19 protein-coding genes are annotated in these 16200 nt (G+C 68.9%); 16 read left to right on the plus strand and 3 right to left on the minus strand.

Features of this window, described 5'->3' with window-relative positions; genetic code table 11:
* Positions 1 to 180 precede the first annotated feature (180 nt).
* Entirely contained in the window at positions 181 to 1089 is a 909-nt protein-coding gene (locus tag M9945_RS13685; RefSeq protein WP_367945044.1) for a polyprenyl synthetase family protein, read from the minus strand.
* 200 nt (positions 1090 to 1289) lie between these two features.
* Here M9945_RS13685 and mtgA point away from each other — a divergent pair, with 200 nt between their 5' ends.
* The 3 genes from mtgA (at position 1290) to M9945_RS13700 (ending at position 2879) form a co-directional block, all read left to right on the plus strand.
* Positions 1290 to 2000 (plus strand): monofunctional biosynthetic peptidoglycan transglycosylase, encoded by a 711-nt coding sequence (mtgA, locus tag M9945_RS13690; protein ID WP_367930927.1) that lies wholly within the window; start codon positions 1290 to 1292, stop codon positions 1998 to 2000.
* A gap of 156 nt (positions 2001 to 2156) precedes the next feature.
* Positions 2157 to 2339 carry a 50S ribosomal protein L32 gene (rpmF, locus tag M9945_RS13695; RefSeq protein ID WP_367945045.1) on the plus strand — a complete coding sequence of 61 codons (183 nt, stop codon included), beginning with the start codon at positions 2157 to 2159 and terminating at the stop codon, positions 2337 to 2339.
* Between the two features lie 138 nt (positions 2340 to 2477).
* The gene (locus M9945_RS13700) at positions 2478 to 2879 is read left to right on the plus strand and encodes a hypothetical protein (protein WP_367930902.1); all 402 of its coding nucleotides are present in this window, start codon (positions 2478 to 2480) and stop codon (positions 2877 to 2879) included.
* On the opposite strand, the gene M9945_RS13705 is transcribed toward M9945_RS13700, so the two are convergent.
* Entirely contained in the window at positions 2876 to 3565 is a 690-nt protein-coding gene (locus M9945_RS13705) for a TetR/AcrR family transcriptional regulator (protein ID WP_367945046.1), read from the minus strand. The genes M9945_RS13700 and M9945_RS13705 overlap by 4 nt on opposite strands.
* 114 nt (positions 3566 to 3679) lie before the next feature.
* Here M9945_RS13705 and M9945_RS13710 point away from each other — a divergent pair, with 114 nt between their 5' ends.
* The 4 genes from M9945_RS13710 to M9945_RS13725 all read left to right on the plus strand — a co-directional run bounded on the left by M9945_RS13710 (position 3680) and on the right by M9945_RS13725 (position 7506).
* The gene (locus M9945_RS13710; RefSeq protein WP_367945047.1) at positions 3680 to 4489 is read left to right on the plus strand and encodes an enoyl-CoA hydratase/isomerase family protein; all 810 of its coding nucleotides are present in this window, start codon (positions 3680 to 3682) and stop codon (positions 4487 to 4489) included.
* Between the two features lie 34 nt (positions 4490 to 4523).
* Complete coding sequence (locus tag M9945_RS13715; protein ID WP_367945048.1) at positions 4524 to 6344, plus strand: acyclic terpene utilization AtuA family protein; 1821 nt, start codon at positions 4524 to 4526, stop codon at positions 6342 to 6344.
* Positions 6345 to 6406: 62 nt separating this feature from the next.
* Positions 6407 to 6817, plus strand: coding sequence for an antitoxin Xre/MbcA/ParS toxin-binding domain-containing protein (locus M9945_RS13720; RefSeq protein ID WP_367945049.1), 411 nt, complete (start codon positions 6407 to 6409; stop codon positions 6815 to 6817).
* Positions 6811 to 7506: an RES family NAD+ phosphorylase gene (locus M9945_RS13725; RefSeq protein WP_367945584.1), complete on the plus strand. Its 696-nt coding sequence runs from the start codon at positions 6811 to 6813 to the stop codon at positions 7504 to 7506. The genes M9945_RS13720 and M9945_RS13725 overlap by 7 nt, the downstream gene beginning before the upstream one ends.
* Positions 7507 to 7509: 3 nt before the next feature.
* Here the strand turns inward: M9945_RS13725 and M9945_RS13730 are convergent, their stop codons facing one another.
* A complete protein-coding gene (locus M9945_RS13730) occupies positions 7510 to 8622 on the minus strand; it encodes a PLP-dependent cysteine synthase family protein (RefSeq protein WP_367945585.1) in 1113 nt (370 codons plus the stop codon).
* A gap of 144 nt (positions 8623 to 8766) precedes the next feature.
* On the opposite strand from M9945_RS13730, the gene M9945_RS13735 reads away from it, so the two are divergent.
* From M9945_RS13735 to dhaM, 9 genes are all read left to right on the plus strand, one after another.
* Positions 8767 to 9228 (plus strand): Lrp/AsnC family transcriptional regulator, encoded by a 462-nt coding sequence (locus M9945_RS13735; RefSeq protein WP_367930908.1) that lies wholly within the window; start codon positions 8767 to 8769, stop codon positions 9226 to 9228.
* Positions 9229 to 9459: 231 nt separating this feature from the next.
* Complete coding sequence (locus tag M9945_RS13740; protein WP_367930909.1) at positions 9460 to 9975, plus strand: hypothetical protein; 516 nt, start codon at positions 9460 to 9462, stop codon at positions 9973 to 9975.
* Positions 9972 to 10394 carry a hypothetical protein gene (locus tag M9945_RS13745; RefSeq protein ID WP_367930910.1) on the plus strand — a complete coding sequence of 141 codons (423 nt, stop codon included), beginning with the start codon at positions 9972 to 9974 and terminating at the stop codon, positions 10392 to 10394. The genes M9945_RS13740 and M9945_RS13745 overlap by 4 nt, the downstream gene beginning before the upstream one ends.
* 88 nt (positions 10395 to 10482) lie before the next feature.
* Entirely contained in the window at positions 10483 to 11628 is a 1146-nt protein-coding gene (locus tag M9945_RS13750) for an ABC transporter substrate-binding protein (RefSeq protein ID WP_367945050.1), read from the plus strand.
* Between the two features lie 80 nt (positions 11629 to 11708).
* Positions 11709 to 13586 carry an ABC transporter permease gene (locus tag M9945_RS13755; RefSeq protein ID WP_367945051.1) on the plus strand — a complete coding sequence of 626 codons (1878 nt, stop codon included), beginning with the start codon at positions 11709 to 11711 and terminating at the stop codon, positions 13584 to 13586.
* Positions 13583 to 14443 (plus strand): ABC transporter ATP-binding protein, encoded by an 861-nt coding sequence (locus M9945_RS13760; protein WP_367945052.1) that lies wholly within the window; start codon positions 13583 to 13585, stop codon positions 14441 to 14443. The genes M9945_RS13755 and M9945_RS13760 overlap by 4 nt, the downstream gene beginning before the upstream one ends.
* Positions 14436 to 15173: an ABC transporter ATP-binding protein gene (locus M9945_RS13765; RefSeq protein ID WP_367945053.1), complete on the plus strand. Its 738-nt coding sequence runs from the start codon at positions 14436 to 14438 to the stop codon at positions 15171 to 15173. The genes M9945_RS13760 and M9945_RS13765 overlap by 8 nt, the downstream gene beginning before the upstream one ends.
* Positions 15174 to 15178: 5 nt before the next feature.
* Entirely contained in the window at positions 15179 to 15802 is a 624-nt protein-coding gene (gene dhaL, locus M9945_RS13770) for a dihydroxyacetone kinase subunit DhaL (RefSeq protein ID WP_367945054.1), read from the plus strand.
* Positions 15799 to 16197: a dihydroxyacetone kinase phosphoryl donor subunit DhaM gene (gene dhaM / locus M9945_RS13775; RefSeq protein WP_367930916.1), complete on the plus strand. Its 399-nt coding sequence runs from the start codon at positions 15799 to 15801 to the stop codon at positions 16195 to 16197. Before dhaL ends, dhaM begins: the two co-directional genes overlap by 4 nt.
* Positions 16198 to 16200: the final 3 nt, after the last annotated feature.

A 16200-nucleotide genomic window follows, 5' to 3' on the forward strand; every position in this document is an offset into this window, starting at 1 on the left:
AGTCGAGGTGTTCAGGCTATGTTGAACTGCACCGCCGGGCCAACGACTTTTCCCGTCGCTGTTCTCGCCGGGGCACGGGACGTCTCGACGTTCGACCTGCGTATGGCTGTGTGGCGAGTCCCGCGCAAGCAGAAGCACAATCCCGCCTAACGACAGATAATTATGAAGGGTATCGCCGTTTCAGGACGTGCGCACGGCGACGAAGCGGGCGGCGGCGCGCAGGGTATCGGCGCGGGTCCCGAAAGGGGCGAGCAACTCGCCGGCCTGCGCGACGAGGCCGCCGAGCTGGCGGCGCGCCCAGTCGACGCCGTGGAGCGAGACCAGTGTCGCCTTGCCGGCGTCCGCGTCCTTGCCGGCGGCCTTGCCGAGCGCGGCCGAATCGGAGGTGGCGTCGAGAAGGTCGTCGGCGAGCTGGAATGCCAGCCCGATGGCCGAGCCGAACTCGGCCAGCGCCTCGCGCTCCTCGGCGCGCGCGCCGGCGATCTCCGCGCCGGCCTCGCAGGCGAAGCGGATCAGCGCCCCGGTCTTCATCGCCTGGAGGCGGATGATTCCCGCCTCGTCGGGGTTGTCGCGCTCGGCGGCGAGGTCGAGCGCCTGGCCGCCGGCCATGCCGCCCATGCCAGCGGCGCGGGCGAGCTTCGTCACCAGCCTTGCCCGGGCCTCGGCCGGTAGCGTCGTTGCCTCGTCGGCGATGATGTCGAAGGCGAAGGTGAGCAGGCTGTCGCCGGCGAGAATCGCGCTCGCCTCGTCGAAGGCGCGGTGCACGGTCGGCCGGCCGCGGCGCAAATCGTCGTCGTCCATGGCCGGCAGGTCGTCATGGATCAGCGAATAGCAGTGGACGCATTCGAGCGCGGCGGCGACGCGCAGCGCCGCCTCGCCGTCGCTGTCGAACAGCGCCGCGCTCTCGAGCACCAGGAACGGGCGCAGCCGCTTGCCGCCGCCGAGGACGCCGTGGCGAATCGAGCGCATCAGCCCGGCCGGCCGGGCGATCTCGCCGGGGAGCAGCGCGTCGCCGAGCAGCGCCTCCAGCATCCGCTCGACATCCCCGGCGCGCCGCGCCAGCGCCGCCTCGAAACCGGATTCGTCCATGTCCGCGCTCGCCTGCCGTCTGATCATGGCCGGAGCGATGGCGGCAAAACCGGCCGCCGTCAAGCCGCGCCGCCCGGCATTGCGCCGGGCGAGACTGGCGAGACGGGCGGCATTGCGCCGGGCGGGCAGGGTCTGTATTCCAGAACCGGGATGAAGGGAGCGTCGGCGTGGACAGCCCGACCGTGGAGATCGAGCCGCCTGTGAAACGTCGCCGCAAGGGCCGCAAGCCGCGTGGGCGCGGCCGCTTCTGGCTGCGCCGCATCGCGCTCGGCGTCATCGCCCTCCTCGCGCTGCCGCTCCTGTTGTCGCTTGTCTATCTCCCGCCGGTAATCCATCCGGTCTCGACGCTGATGGTCAAGGACGTCATCACGCTCAAGGGCTATACGCGCGAATGGACGCCGCTCGACAGGTTCGGCCCGCGCCTCGTCAACTCGGTGCTGATGTCGGAGGACGGGCAGTTCTGCGCCCATCACGGCATCGACCTTAACGAGTTCCGGGCGCTGTTCCAGGATTTCCTCGCCGGCGAGGCGACGCGCGGCGGCTCGACCATCACCATGCAGACGGCGAAGAACCTCTATCTCTGGCACGGCCGCTCCTATGTGCGCAAAGCGCTGGAGCTGCCCTACGCGATCTATCTCGACCTCGTCATGCCCAAGCGGCGGATCATGGAGATCTACCTCAACATCGCCGAGTGGGGCCCGGGCATCTATGGCGCGGAGGCGGCGGCGCGGCATCATTTCGGCAAGTCGACGCGCGAGCTTTCGTCGCGGCAGGCGGCGCTTCTCGCCGTCACCCTGCCCAATCCGCTGGCGCGCACGCCGGGCAAGCCGTCGAACGCGCTGAACCGGCTGGCCGCGACGATCGAGCGGCGCGCCGGCCATGCCGGCGGCTATAATGGCTGCCTGAAGTGAGCCGGGCCGCAGGCTCACGAAAAATTTGCGGGCGGCGCTGGCCAAATGTCCCGCATGCGTGTATAGGCACGCAACTTTCCCGGTTTTCGGCCGCAAGCCCAAGCCTTTCCATCGAGAGGCGGCAACGGCCGTTCGAGCGAACATCGGAGCAGGACAATGGCAGTACCGAAACGAAAGACCTCGCCGTCGAAGCGCGGCATGCGCCGCTCGGCCGACGCGCTGAAGGCCCCGACCTATGTCGAGGACAAGAATTCCGGCGAGCTTCGCCGCCCGCACCACATCGACCTGAAGACCGGCATTTATCGCGGCCGTCAGGTGCTGGAGCCCAAGGAAAGCTGAGTCTTTCTCCGCTTCCATGATTTTCGGAAAGACCGGCCCCGCGCCGGTCTTTTTCGTTGCGGGCATGCCTTGGCCGCCTGGACGATTCCGTCCGGCTGCAAAATGCTCTAGATAGGGTCCGACCTTCGGAGAAAGCCCATGTTCGCCCACATCCCGCTGATGATCGTGCCGTTCATCCTCTACAATCTCGGCCTCGCGGGCGCGTTCGGCGACATCCCTGACCCGTGGCAGGCGCAGGTCTTCTCGCTTTCCATGCTGTCGGGCGGCGTGTGGACGATGAGCCTTGCCGATCTCCTCGTCCTGTTCTCGCTGACGATCCTGTTCGTCGAGATCCTCAAGGCGACACGCACCTCCAACGCCTCGGTGCTCGACCATCTCCTGTCCACCTTCGTCTTCGTGCTGTTCCTCGTCGAGTTTCTGCTGGTCGAGCGGGCGGCGAGCTCGCTGTTCTTCATCCTGATGATCATCGCGCTGGTCGACGTGCTGGCCGGCTTCGTCATCTCGCTGCGGGCGGCCTCGCGCGACGTGAACTTCCGCTAGGAACCGTTATCCTCGTCCATGAGGCAATGCGCGATCATGCGCGCGAAGCGGCGAACCAGCCTGCGCCGCGCCTCCCTGTCGGGCTCGAACGGGCTTTGCGTGTTGAGGCCGCGCAGGAACACCCGGCAGAGCGTCCAGATCTCCTCCTGCGCCGCGGCCCCCGCCGGAAAGGCGCTGTAGCCGGCGGCCAGCGCCCGGTTGATCCGGCTGTTCCAGTCGAGGAAATGGCCGGCGATGCGGCTCCTGAGCGCGGCGTCGGTGCGCGAGGCGACGAGGATCTCGAGCAGGGCGCGCCCTTCGCGCGTGTCGACCATCTTCTCCCACATCCACACGATATCGGCCTCGACGGCGTCGCCGCGACGTTCCGGATCGGCCGCGCCGGCATCGGGGCGGCGGCGGGGCGTCGTCACCGGTCGGAGCAGGCGCTCGGCGGTTTCCACCATCAGCGCCTCCTTGCTGGGGAAATGGTGGGTCAACGCCCCGCGCGACATGCCCGCCCGCTCCTGGATGCGGGCGATGCTGGTCTCGGCATAGCCGTGCCGGTCGAGGCATTCGATCACCGCGTCGAGGATGCGCGTGCGGGCGGCTGCGGCCTTGGCCTCCATCGTCGAGGGCGGGGCTGCGGACGCGCCGCTCCCGTCGCGCTTGCCTTTTCTCCGCTCGGATCCGTCCGCTGTCGCCGCCATCGGTCCCGCCTTTTCACGCCGTCGAAGCCGTCTTCATAGCCGATCCCGGCCTTCTGGACAAACCGGACGTTCGTTCTGTATTGTCAACCGCATCGCGAGGCTTGGAAACGGAGGATGCCGATGCGGGCGCTGCCGACGACACGCTCCCTGGTGCTGGAGGAGGAGGGCGGCTGGCTCACCGTCTGGCTCGACCGGCCGGAAACCCGCAACGCCCTCTCCGGCGAGATGGTAGACGAGCTGAAGGCCGTGGCGGCGGCACTTCGAGACGATAGCCCGGTTCGCGGCGTCACCTTTCGCGGCAAGGGCGGCACCTTCTGCTCCGGCGGCGACCTGAAGGGTTTTCGCGCCATCGTCGAGGAGGGGCGGACGCTGGAGGACGTCGCTGCCTTCAGCCGCAGCGCCGGCGAATTGTTCCATGCTGTCAACGAATTGCCGCAGGTGACTGTGATGCTGGTCGAAGGGGCGGCGATGGCCGGGGGGCTCGGCCTCGTCTGCGCCGGCGATTTCGTCGCCGTCACCGCCGATGCCAGATTCGCGCTGACCGAGACGATGCTCGGCATACCGCCGGCGCAGATCGCGCCGCTCGTCGTGCAGCGCATCGGGCTCGCGGCGGCGCGGCGCATCATGCTGACCGCGGCGCGCTTCGACGGCGTCGAAGCCCATCGCATCGGCCTTGCCGACGCGGTGGCGCAGGACGCCGCCGGGCTCGCCGCCATCGAGGGCGAAGTCCGGCGAAACGTGATGCAGTGCGCGCCGGGCGCCGTCGCCGTGACCAAGGAGCTGGCGCTGGCCGCCGCGCATCTGCCGCGCGAGGAAATGCTGGACCGCGCCGCCGCCGGCTTCGCCCGGTGCCTGACCGGCGAGGAGGGGCGCGAGGGCGTTGCCGCGTTCCTCGAGAAACGCAAGCCGCGCTGGGCGCTCTAGGGCAATTCCGGGAAGACAACGGGGGAGAAGGGCGATGGCCTCGACGAAGACGGTTCGCATCGGCGGCGCGGCCGCCGCGTGGGGCGACACCATCCACGGCGCGCGGCAGCTTATCGAGAAGGGCGAGGTCGATTACCTGATCGGCGACTATCTTGCCGAGGTGACGATGGCGCTGCTGGCGCGCGCGCGGTCGAAGGCGCCGGATGGCGGCTTCATTCCCGACTGGCTGGCCTCGGTCCGGCCGCTGCTGCCGCAGATCAGGCAGCGCGGCATCCGGCTCGTCACCAACAGCGGCGGCATGAACCCGCTCGCCTGCCGCGACGCTTTTCTCGCCGCCGCCGCGGAGGCCGGGCTGGCGTTCAGGGTCGCGGTGGTGCTCGGCGACGACCTTCTGCCGGCCGAGGTCAAGATCAGGGCGGCGCAGCCGGTGGAGATGTTCTCGGGCGCGGCGCTGCCGGCGGCCTTCGCCTCGATCAACGCCTATCTCGGCGCGTCCGCCATCGCCCGGGCGCTGGCGGACGGGGCCGATGTGGTCATCACCGGGCGGGTGGTCGATTCGGCGATGGCGCTCGGGCCGCTGATGCATGAATTCGGCTGGACGGCTGAGGACTACGACCGCCTCGCGGCCGGCAGCCTCGCCGGCCATGTCCTCGAATGCGGCGCGCAGGCGACGGGCGGCCTGTTCACCGACTGGGAGGAAGTGGCCGACGGCTGGGACGACATGGGCTTTCCCATCGTCGAATGCGCCGCCGACGGCAGCTTCGTCGTCACCAAGCCGGCCGGGACGGGCGGCAAGGTCTCGCGCGGCACGGTCGCGGAGCAGATCATCTACGAGATCGGCGACCCGCGATCCTACCGGCTGCCGGACGCTACCTGCGACTTCTCGCAGGTGCGGATCGAGGAAATCGGCAGGGACCGCGTGCGCGTCTCGGGCGCGAGGGGCCGCGCGCCGGGCGGCGACTACAAGGTCTGCGCCACCCATGCCGACGGCTTCCGCATCCTCACCACCTACATGATCGCCGGCTGGCAGGCCGGCGCGAAGGGCAGGCGAACGGCCGAGGCGCTGGTCGCCCGCGTCGGCCGCCTGCTCGCCATGCGCGGCATGGCGCCGTTCCGCGAAGTCTCGATCGAGGTGATCGGCGCGGAGGACACCTACGGCGCCAATGCGCGGGTCACCGAGGCGCGCGAGGTGGTCGTCAAGATCGGCCTCAGGCACGACGATGCGCGGGCGCTGGAGCTCTTCGCGCGCGAGTTCGCCCATCCGGGCGTCGCGATGGCGCAGGGGCTGACCGGCGTGCTGCATGGCAGGCCGAAGCCGGTGCCGGTGCTGAAGGTGCATTCGTTCCTGTGGCCGAAGGCGAAGGTTCCGGTCGAGGTGCTGGTCGACGGTGCGTCCTTGCCGGTGGACGTGGCGTCGGGGGCGGAAGCGCCCGCGCCGCCGCCGCATGACGCGCCGCAGGCAGCGGCCGTCGAAGGCCCGGCCGTAGCCGTGCCCTTGCGGGCGCTCGCCTGGGGCCGCAGCGGCGACAAGGGCAACCATGCCAATATCGGCCTGATCGCGCGGCGCCCCGAATTCTTTCCCGTGCTGGCCGCCGGGGTCGATGCGTCGCGCGTCGCCGCCTTCTTCGCGCACTATCTCGAGGGCGAGGTCAGGCGCTATGTCCTGCCGGGCTTCCACGCGCTCAACTTCCTGCTGGAGGACGTCCTCGGCGGCGGCGGCACCGCCTCGCTGCGCTACGACCCGCAGGCCAAGACCTATGCCCAGATGCTGCTCGACCTGCCGGTCGAGGTCCCGGCCGCATGGCTGGACGGGGATGGCCCGCTTTCGGGGTGGACGACCGTCGAAAACGGCTGAGCGCGTCGTCGTCTTGCCATTTGGCAAATCTCTCCCTATTTTACGCCAGAAGGAGATTTGCCATGTTGCAGGAGATACCGCGCACCGTCGCCGCCCCGGACAGCCCGCAGATCACCGCCGCCGAGGCGGAGGCGATGGTGCGGGCGGTGCTTCGGCTGTTCGAGCGGTGGCAGGTGTCCGACGCCGAGGCGCGCGAGATCCTCGGCGGGCTCGCCCCCCGCACCTATGCGCGGTGGAAGGCCGGCGCGCCCGGACGCATCGACCGCGACCTCGCCACGCGGCTTTCGCTGCTCATGGGCATCCACAAGGGCCTGCGCTTCCTCTTCTCCGACCCGGAGCGGGGCTATGCCTGGGTGAAGAAGCCCAACCTTGCCTTCGGCGGCCGCACGCCGGTCGAGATCATGGCGCAGGGCGACATCTTCTCGCTGGCGCGCGTGCGCTCCTATCTCGACGCGGAGCGCGGCGGCTGGTGAGCGGCGGCCTTTCGCTCGCCCGGGTACGCTGGCCGCACGCGTGCCGGATCATCCGCTCCATCTATCCGCCCATCGACCTTTTCGAGGACATCGCCGATCCGCAGGACTGGGAGGCGCTGGCCTCGGCGGAATCGAAGACCAATCCGCGCCTGTGGGAGCATATCGGCCGGCTCGACCTGGTGCCGCCGGCGCGGCGGGTGGGCGGCCTCGGCGCCAGCTACCTGATGGCGCCGTTCGTCCATATCAGCACCGACCGGCCGGGGCGCTTCACCGACGGCACCTACGGCGTCTACAGCGCCGGCGACCGGGAGGAGGTGGCGATCCGGGAGGTCGCCCATCACCACGGCAGGGCGATGGCCAATAGCGGCGAGGAGCCGGGATGGACCTCGCAGTTCCGCATGCTGGTCAACCGCCTCGATCTCGACCTCCACGATGCGCGGCCGGAAACGGCGTATCACGACCCGGACGACTACGCGGCGTCGCAGGCGCTGGGCAAGAGTCTGCGGGCGGGCGGCGCCAACGGCATCGTCTATCGCAGCGTGCGCTGCCCGGGCGGCGAGTGTGTCGCGGTCTTCTGGCCCGATCTCCTCGCCATTCCCGTGCAGGCGGATCACTTCGACTTCCACTGGGACGGCGCGCGGGTCGACAAGGTGCGCAACTGCCGCACGAGCGCGATTTTCGCACTGTAGCGTCTAGATAAGATATTCCAAGCCGGTGCCGGTGTCGAGGAAGCTCTCTATCCGCGCCTTCAGGGGCGCTATGTCCATGCCCTGCCCCGCGAGCCAGTCCGGGTCGTAATAGGTCGAGGCGTAGCGGTCGCCGCTGTCGCAGATCAGCGTCACCAGCGATCCCTGCCGCCCCTCGCGCAGCATGCGCGCAGCGATCCACAGGAGGGCCATGAAGTTGGTTCCGGTCGATCCGCCGACGCGCCGGAACAGCCGTTCGGACAGCACATGGGCGGCGGCGATGGAGGCCGCGTCCGGGACGCGCAGCATGCAGTCGATCACGCCCGGCACGAAGGACGGCTCGACGCGCGGCCTGCCGACGCCCTCGATCCGCGACGGCCGCGCCGAGGTGATGGCGCAATCGCCCTTTTGGTAGGCATCGAAGAACACCGAATTCTCGACATCGGCGACGCAGAGCCGCGTCGAAAGGTTCTGGTAGCGGATGTAGCGGCCGATGGTCGCCGCGGTGCCGCCGGTGCCGGCGCTCATCACCACCCATTGCGGGGCCGGGTGCGGCTCGCCCGCCATCTGCCGGAAGATCGATTCGGCTATGTTGTTGTTGCCGCGCCAGTCGGTCGCCCGCTCGGCATTGGTGAACTGGTCGAGATAGTGGCCCTCCGTCTCCTGCGCGATGCCGGCGGCCACCTCGTAGACGCGCGCCGGCTCGTCGACGAATTCGCAGCGGCCGCCCATGCGCTCGATGGCGTCGACCTTCGCCCGCGATGTCGAGCGCGGCATCACGGCGATGAAGGGCAGGCCGAGAAGGCGGGCGAAATAGGCTTCCGAGACGGCGGTGGAGCCGGAGGACGCCTCGACCAGCGTCGTTCCCTGGCCGATATGGCCGTTGCAGATGCCGTAGAGGAACAGCGAGCGCGCGAGGCGGTGCTTCAGGCTCCCCGTGGGGTGGGTGGATTCGTCCTTGAGGTAGATCGACAGCCCCTTCAGCGCCGGAAAGGCCGGGTTGATGAGATGGGTGTCGGCCGAGCGGCGGCCGTCGCATTGCAAGAGCTCGATCGCCCGGTGCACCCAGTCGCGGTCGAGCGCGGCCGCGCCGGCCGACTGCGCCGCGTTGAATTCCATGTCGCCTGCTTCGTCCATGTCATGTCTTCCGGGAGGGCCTGCGCCTGCCGATCTCGCAAGCAGGGAGATTTTAGTTGTCGTGTGGGGGAAATCTTCCCAATATGATCGGCATCATCAGGGAATTATGGTGTAGTTGATCGAGAAATGACCGAATCTTTCGATGAAATCGACGCACGGATCCTGCGCGAGCTTCAGGCAGATGCCGGGCAGTCGCAGCGCGAGCTGGCGGAGAAGGTCGGGCTGTCGCAGAACGCGTGCTGGCGGCGCATCCGGCTGATGCGTGAGCGCGGCCTTATCCGCGGCCAGACAGTGCGGCTCGATGCCCAGGCGCTCGGCTACGGCCTCGTGGTCTTCGCGATGATCCGCACCCGCAGCCATTCGGCGGAATGGCTGAAGAAGTTCCGCGTCCATGTCAGCGCGATCCCCGACGTCGTCGATTTCTACCGGATCGGCGGCGACTACGACTACATGCTCAAGATCGTCACCCGCGACATGAAGAGCTACGACCACGTCTACCAGCGCCTGATCGAGAAGCTCGATCTGGAGACCGTGACCTCCTATTTCGCCATGGAAGCCATCGCCGAGAACCGGCCGATCCCGGTCTGACGAGGCCGGAGCGCAGGTCCGGCGCGGGGGCGGGATTTTTTTTACTACTTAACATAAATCGGACCGTTTTCCCGCGGCCGCGAGGGTGGCGATCCTGCGCGCCGAGCGCATTGAACCGGCGCGCCGACCCGGCTCCGAAACGCCCTTGCCAAGCGCACGGAACGCGACTAACAATTTTGTTGAGTACTTAACAATCCGGCTAAACCGGGTTCGACCTTCTGTGGAGGACTGATGACGATAGACGAGGCTATCGCGCTGTTTCAGCGCGAATGCGAAACCATCTGGCTGAAGCAGCCGGAGGAGATTCGTATCCTGTCGCGCGGCGAGAGCCCGCGCGGCGTCGGCTCGCGCGGGCAGTATCTCACGCCGCTGATCTTCGCCGAGGGCGCCGCGCGCTCGCTGGCCGACGAGACGCTGTGGGTGGTTCATCTGATGTGCGACCGGCCCGAGACCGACCTCGCCACGCTCAAGGTCATGATCGGCGAGCTGGTCAGCCGCAAGGCGGGCTTCTTCGAGCTGTTCGGCCTCGAGCACGCCTCCGGCCTGATGCGCAAGTACATCGAGGTGGCGCAGACCGCGCCGGACCTCGGCGAGCTGCAGCGCCTGACGGACGCGGCGCTGGCCTATGCCAACCGCGTGCATGTCTGGCTCGACGCGGCCTTTCCGTGGGGGGTCTGCACCGGCTTCATGCGCGCCGGCTACGGCACGCGCAACGCCGACGGTCTGGAGCAGGGAGCCAAGCAATGAAACTGATCCTGAGCATGGACGGGCGCGACACCTGCACCATCGAGATCTGGGAAGACCGCTATCCGGCGGTCGCCGCGGCGCTGCGCAAGGTGCTGCCGGTGACCAGCATCGCCCAGCACGGCAAGATCGTCGGCGACCTGCTGTATTTCTGCCTGCCGGTGGTGATGCCCAACGAGAAGCCGCAGACCCTGACCGAGATCTGCCGCGAGCGGCGCGCCGCCAAGGGCACGGCCGGCGGCTCGGTGTGCTTCTACGGCCCGCGCCAGCAGATCTGCATCTACTACGGCGACGACGTGTCGCCCGAGCCTTTCGAGCTGTCCTATTGCGGCGAGATCATCGAAGGCGGGCTCGAGATGGAGCTCGCCGCCGTCAAGACGTGGACCAGCCCGGGCGTGCCGCTGACGCTGCGGCTTGCATGACCGGGCGCCCGCGCGTCCGGCAAGGACGCACGGGCCCCGCATTCCACCGGAACAGAAGCAACCAGAACCAGAAGATGAGGGAACTGCCATGACACATCGTATCAACTGGCTGGGTCGCACCGGCCTCGCCATCGTCGCCGCCTTCGGCCTGCTGCAGGGTGCCCAGACCCCGGCGATGGCCCAGTCGGCGGAGTCGGTCACGTTCGGCTTCTTCGCCCCGCTCAGCGGCCGCTTCGGCGCCAATGGCGAGCGCTTCAAGGAGTCCGTCGACCTGTTCGTCGAGCAGACCAATGCCAATGGCGGCATCGGCGGCAAGCCGCTGGTGGTGCTGACCGAGGACGATCGCGGCGAGCCGATGCAGGCCACGGCCATCGCGCAGAAATTCTCGGAGAACCCGGACGTGGTCGCCGCCATCGGCTCGTTCACCAGCGGCAACTCCATCGCCGCCGGCGAGATCTTCGCGACCGCTGGCGTGCCGCAGGTCAGCCCGTCCTCCTCGCATCCCGACTACACCAAGATCTCGAAGTTCCAGTTCCGCATTCCCAACACCCAGGACACCATGTCCCTGATGTATGTGAAGACCCTGAAGGAGAACGCCCCGCACGAGCGCGTGGCGGTGATCTACTTCCAGGACGACTGGGGCATCTATGTCGGCAACGCCACCAAGGCGGCGCTGGAAGAAGGGGGCTCCGAGGTGCCGGTGTTCGAGGCGATGCTGCCCGACGCGCGCGACTTCCGGCCGCTCGTCACCAAGCTGCGCCAGGCCAATGTCGACAGCATCCTGCTGGCGAGCCATTACGGCCCGACCGCCATCTTCCTTCAGCAGTTGCGGCAGGCGGGCATGGAGCAGCAGGTGGTCGGCCCCGAGACGCTGTACAACCCCGAGCTGATCACGCTCGCGGGCGAGGCAGCCAACGGCATCATCACCACCACCTACTTCTTCCCCGGCGATCCCACCAAGGCCGGCTTCGTCGAGGCCTACACGGCCAAGTACGGCCGCGAGCCTGACCTGTGGGCCGCCTACGCCTATGACGCGATCTCGATCGCGGCGGCGGGCGCCAAGGCGCTGGCCGAGGCCGGCCAGCCGGTGACGCGCGAGGCCCTGCGCGACGCCATCGACGACCTGCCGCCCTTCGAGGGCGTGACCGGCGTCACGGAGTTCGTCGACGGCACGCCGTCGAAGGAGCTCACGATCCTCAAGATCACCGACGGCGCCTACACGCTGCTTCAGTGACCCTCTGTCGGCCCTGATCCGGCCGGGAGCCTTTCGGGGCTCCCGGCTGCCGGGCCGCGACCCTAGAGGCTTTCCCGAACATGCTGGAACTCTTCCTGAGTCAGATCCTTAACGGGGTCGTGATCGGCTTCGTCTATGCCCTGATCGCGCTGGGCTTCAGCCTCGTGTTCGGGGTGGCCAACATCATCAACTTCGCGCAGGGCGCGCTGCTGATGCTGGGGGCGTTCCTGACCTTCACCATGGTCAGGGTGGGCGCGCCGATCGCCCTCGCCATTCCCGTCGCGGTCGTCATCACGACCGTCACCGGCATGCTGATCGAGAAACTGGCCCTGCGGCCGCTGCAGAACGCACCCTATATCGCGCCGCTTCTGTCGACGCTGGCCATCGCCATCATCTTCGACTCCGCCGCCGAGATGATCTGGTCGGCCGAGATCCAGGCATTTCCCTCACCGCTTTCCCGCTACGTGGTCTTCGTCGGCTCGGCCTATCTCACCGGCGTCGATTTCCTGATCATCGCGGTCTCGCTCGCCGTCATGGCCGGGCTGATGCTGTTCCTGTCGCGCACATGGATGGGCAAGGCGCTGCGCGCCACGGCCCAGGACCCCGAGGCCGCGCAGCAGATGGGCATCAACGTGCCGCTGATGCGCCAGTTCTCGTTCGGGCTGGCTGGCGCGCTCGGCGCGCTCGCGGGCGTGCTGATCGGCATGTACTACATGTCGGTCTTTCCGCAGATGGGCATTCCCTACGGCCTCAAGGGCTTCGCGGCGGCGCTGCTCGGCGGCCTGTCGTCGATCCCCGGCGCCATCGTCGGCGGCATACTGCTCGGCATCTTCGAAAGCCTCGCCTCCGGCTATGTCGGCGAGGGCTGGCGCGACGTGATCGCCTTCAGCGTGCTTCTGCTGGTGCTGATCGTGCGTCCGCACGGGCTGTTCGGCAACAAGTCGCTCGACGCGCTGGGCGGCGCATCGGGCGCGTCGGGCGGCATCCCGACCACGTCGGTCGTCGCGTCCATGGCCGGGTCGACCGGGCGCACCAAGCAGCGCGTGGTCGACCTGCCGCTGCCGGTGCTGCTCGCGGTGATCGCGCTGTTCGCGCTCCTGCCGATGCTGAGCGGCTCCAACTACGTGCTGCAGGTCGGCGTGCAGGCGGCGATCTATGCCATGCTCGCGGTGTCGCTGACGCTGCTGACCGGCTCGGCCGGCGTCATCTCCATCGGCCATGCCGCCTTCTTCGGCGTCGGCGCCTATGCGGCGGCGCTGGCGAGCCGGGCCTGGGGCATCCCGGCCGAGGCGGCGTTGCTGCTGGCGGGCGGCGCGGGCGCGGCGTTCGCCGCGGTGCTGTACTGGCCGACGATCCGCCTGTCGGGCCACACGGTCGGCCTCGCCACGCTCGCCATCGGCCAGATCGTCTATCTCATCTGCCTCAACTGGGTCGACGTCACCCGCGGCCCGATGGGCATTCCCGGCGTGCAGCGGCCCCCGCTCCTGCTCGGCATCGACATGCGCAGCCTGACGGCGCAGTACTGGCAGGCGCTCGCGGTGCTCGCCCTCGTCGTCGCCATCGCCTTCGCCATGCTGAACTCGCCCATCGGCCGGACGTGGCGGGCGATACGCGAGGACCGGCTGGCCGCTCACGCCTCGGGCATCCCGGTGGCGCGGTACCTGACGCTGGCCTTCCTCGTCTCGGGCTTCCTCGCCGGGCTCGCGGGCGCGCAGTTCGCCTTCCTGCAGAACTTCGTCAGCCCCGACAGCTTCATCATCGACACCTCGATCGTGCTGATCTCGATGATCGTGCTCGGCGGGCTCGGCAACATCACCGGCGCGCTGATCGGCGGCGTGCTGCTGGCGATGCTGCCCGAGCTGCTGCGCGAATTCGCCCAGTACCGCATGGTCGCCTATGGCGCGATCCTTCTTCTTCTTCTGCGCTTCCGTCCGCAGGGACTGGTGGGAACCCGATGACCGTGACCAATTCCGGAACCCTCGTCATCGACAAGGTCAGCCGCAGCTTCGGCGGCGTCGTGGCGGCCAACGCGCTGGACTTCGCCATCGCCAAGGGCGAATTCCTCGCCGTGGTCGGCCCCAACGGGGCCGGCAAGTCGACGCTCCTCCAGATGATCAGCGGCATCGTGCGCCCGCAGCAGGGCGAGATCCGCCTCGGCGAGCGCCGCATCGACCGGCTGCGCCCGGAGCAGATCAACGCGCTCGGCATCTCGCGTACCTTCCAGACCAGCCGCGTCTTTCCGATGCTGACCATCCGCGACAGCATCATGGTCGGCGCCCAGGTCGGCCTGATCGGCGGCGGGCGCGCCCCGCGCCGCTACGGCCCGGCGGGCGAGCTCGTCTCGGCGCTCTTGCGCCTGCCCGGCTACCGCGCCCGGGTCGCCGCCGCCGAAAGCCGCGCCGAGGAGGTGATGAAGATGTTCGGCGACCGGCTGTGGCCGCGCCGCGACGATCAGGCCTTCTCCCTGTCCTACGCCAACCGGCGCCGGCTCGAGATCGCCCGCGCGCTGGTGCAGGACCCCGACATCCTGCTGCTCGACGAGCCGGCCGCCGGCATGAACCCGACCGAGACCACGGAGCTCGCCGAGGTGCTGGCCGAGCTGCGCAGCCGCCGCCCCGGCATGACCATCGTCATGGTCGAGCACAAGCTCCAGGTCGTGCGCCAGCTCGCCGAGCGCTGCATCGTCATGGCGCAGGGCGCGGTGATCGTCGACGACACGCCGGCCGGCGCGCTGGAGCATCCGCGCGTCATCGAGGCCTATCTGGGCACGCGGCGCTCGGCCGCCGCCTTTGGAAAGGTGAACGCCGATGGTTGAGGCTCCCGGCAGCTCCCCGCTGGTCTCGCTGACCGACATCGACGTCTTCTACGGTCCGGTGCAGGCGCTGTTCGGCGTCAACGTCACCGTCATGCCCGGCGAGACGGTGGTGGTCCTCGGCGGCAACGCCTCGGGCAAGTCGACCACGGTCAAGACCGTGCTCGGCCTCGTCAAGGTCACGCGCGGCGACGTCGTGTTCGACGGCGAGCGCGTCAACGACACGCCCGCCTACCGGATGATCGAGCGCGGCGTCGGCTCCATCCCCGAGGGAAGGCGGATGTTCTCGGAGATGACCGTCCTCGACAACCTGAAGCTCGGCGCCTATGTCCGGCGCGGGGAGCCGAAGGCCGAGCTCGACGCGCAGATCGAGGAGGCGCTGGCGATGTTCCCGCGGCTGGCCGAGCGGAGCAACCAGGTGTCGGGCACCATGTCGGGCGGCGAGCAGCAGATGCTGGCGATGGCGCGCGCGTGGATGCGCAAGCCGAAGCTCCTGTGCATCGACGAGCCATCGATGGGCCTGTCGCCGCTGTTCGTCGACCAGGTCTATGAGATACTGGCGCGATGGAAGGCGCAGGGCATGACCATCCTGATGGTCGAGCAGAATGCCAACATGGCCCTGTCCATCGCCGACCGGGGCTATGTCCTCAAGCAGGGCCACGTCTCGGTCAGCGGGACCTCCGCCGAGCTTCTGGACAATGACGAGGTGCGGCGCGCCTATCTGGGAGGGTAAGGAAGATGCGGATCGACACGCAATTGCGCCGCCAGCTCATCGAGGCCATGGCCGCCACGGTCGAGGCGCACTGGCAGGAGCTGACGGCCCTCGACCAGGCCATCGGCGACGGCGACCACGGCGCGGGGATGAAGCGCGGCTTCGACGCGCTGCTGGCCGATGCCGACACGCTCTCCGGGCAGCCGCTGCCGGCGGCGCTGGTGGCTGCCGGGCGAACGCTGGTGATGTCGATGGGCGGCGCGTCGGGGCCGCTCTACGGCACGTTCTTCATGGAGCTGGGCAAGGCGCTCGGCGACGTGTCCGATGATGCCCTTGACCGCGCCGGGCTCGCCGCCGGCTTCGCCCGCGCCATGGCGGCCGTCGCCGCGCGCGGCAAGTCGCAGCCGGGGCAGAAGACCCTGCTCGACGTGCTGGCCCCGGTGTCGGCGGCGCTGGAGCGCGGCGAGGACGCGGACGGCATCGCCCGCGTGGCGGCCGAGGCCGCCGAGGCGACGGTGCCAATGCAGGCGCTGCGCGGCCGCGCAGCCTTTCTCGGCGAGCGCTCGATCGGGCACATGGACCCCGGCGCGCGCTCGGCCTCGTTGATCATCGGCGCGGTCTGCGCCGGGCTGAAGGAAACATCCGCATGAACGCTCCCAAGAATGTCGGCATCGTGATCGTCTCTCATTCGTCGAAGGTGGCCGAGGGCGCGGCCGACATGGTGCGCCAGATGGTGGGCGACAGCGTGCCGCTGGCCTTCACCGGCGGCGACGCCGCCGGCGGGCTGGGCACCAGCGTCGAGAATATCCTCGGCGCGATCGACCGCGCCTGGAGCGAGGCGGGCGTCGCCATTCTGGTCGATCTCGGCGGGGCGGAGACCAACAGCGAGATGGCCGTCGAGATGCTGCCGGCCGAGCGCCAGGGCCGCGCGGTGATCTGCAACGCGCCCATCGTCGAGGGCGCGGTGATCGCCGCGACCGAGGCGTCGGGCGGATCCTCGCTCGAGAAGGTTCAGGCCGTGGCCGAAGAGCTCGCGGCGCAGTAAGGG

It is taken from the genome of Aquamicrobium sp., assembly GCF_023954335.1.
Classification (GTDB): domain Bacteria; phylum Pseudomonadota; class Alphaproteobacteria; order Rhizobiales; family Rhizobiaceae; genus Aerobium.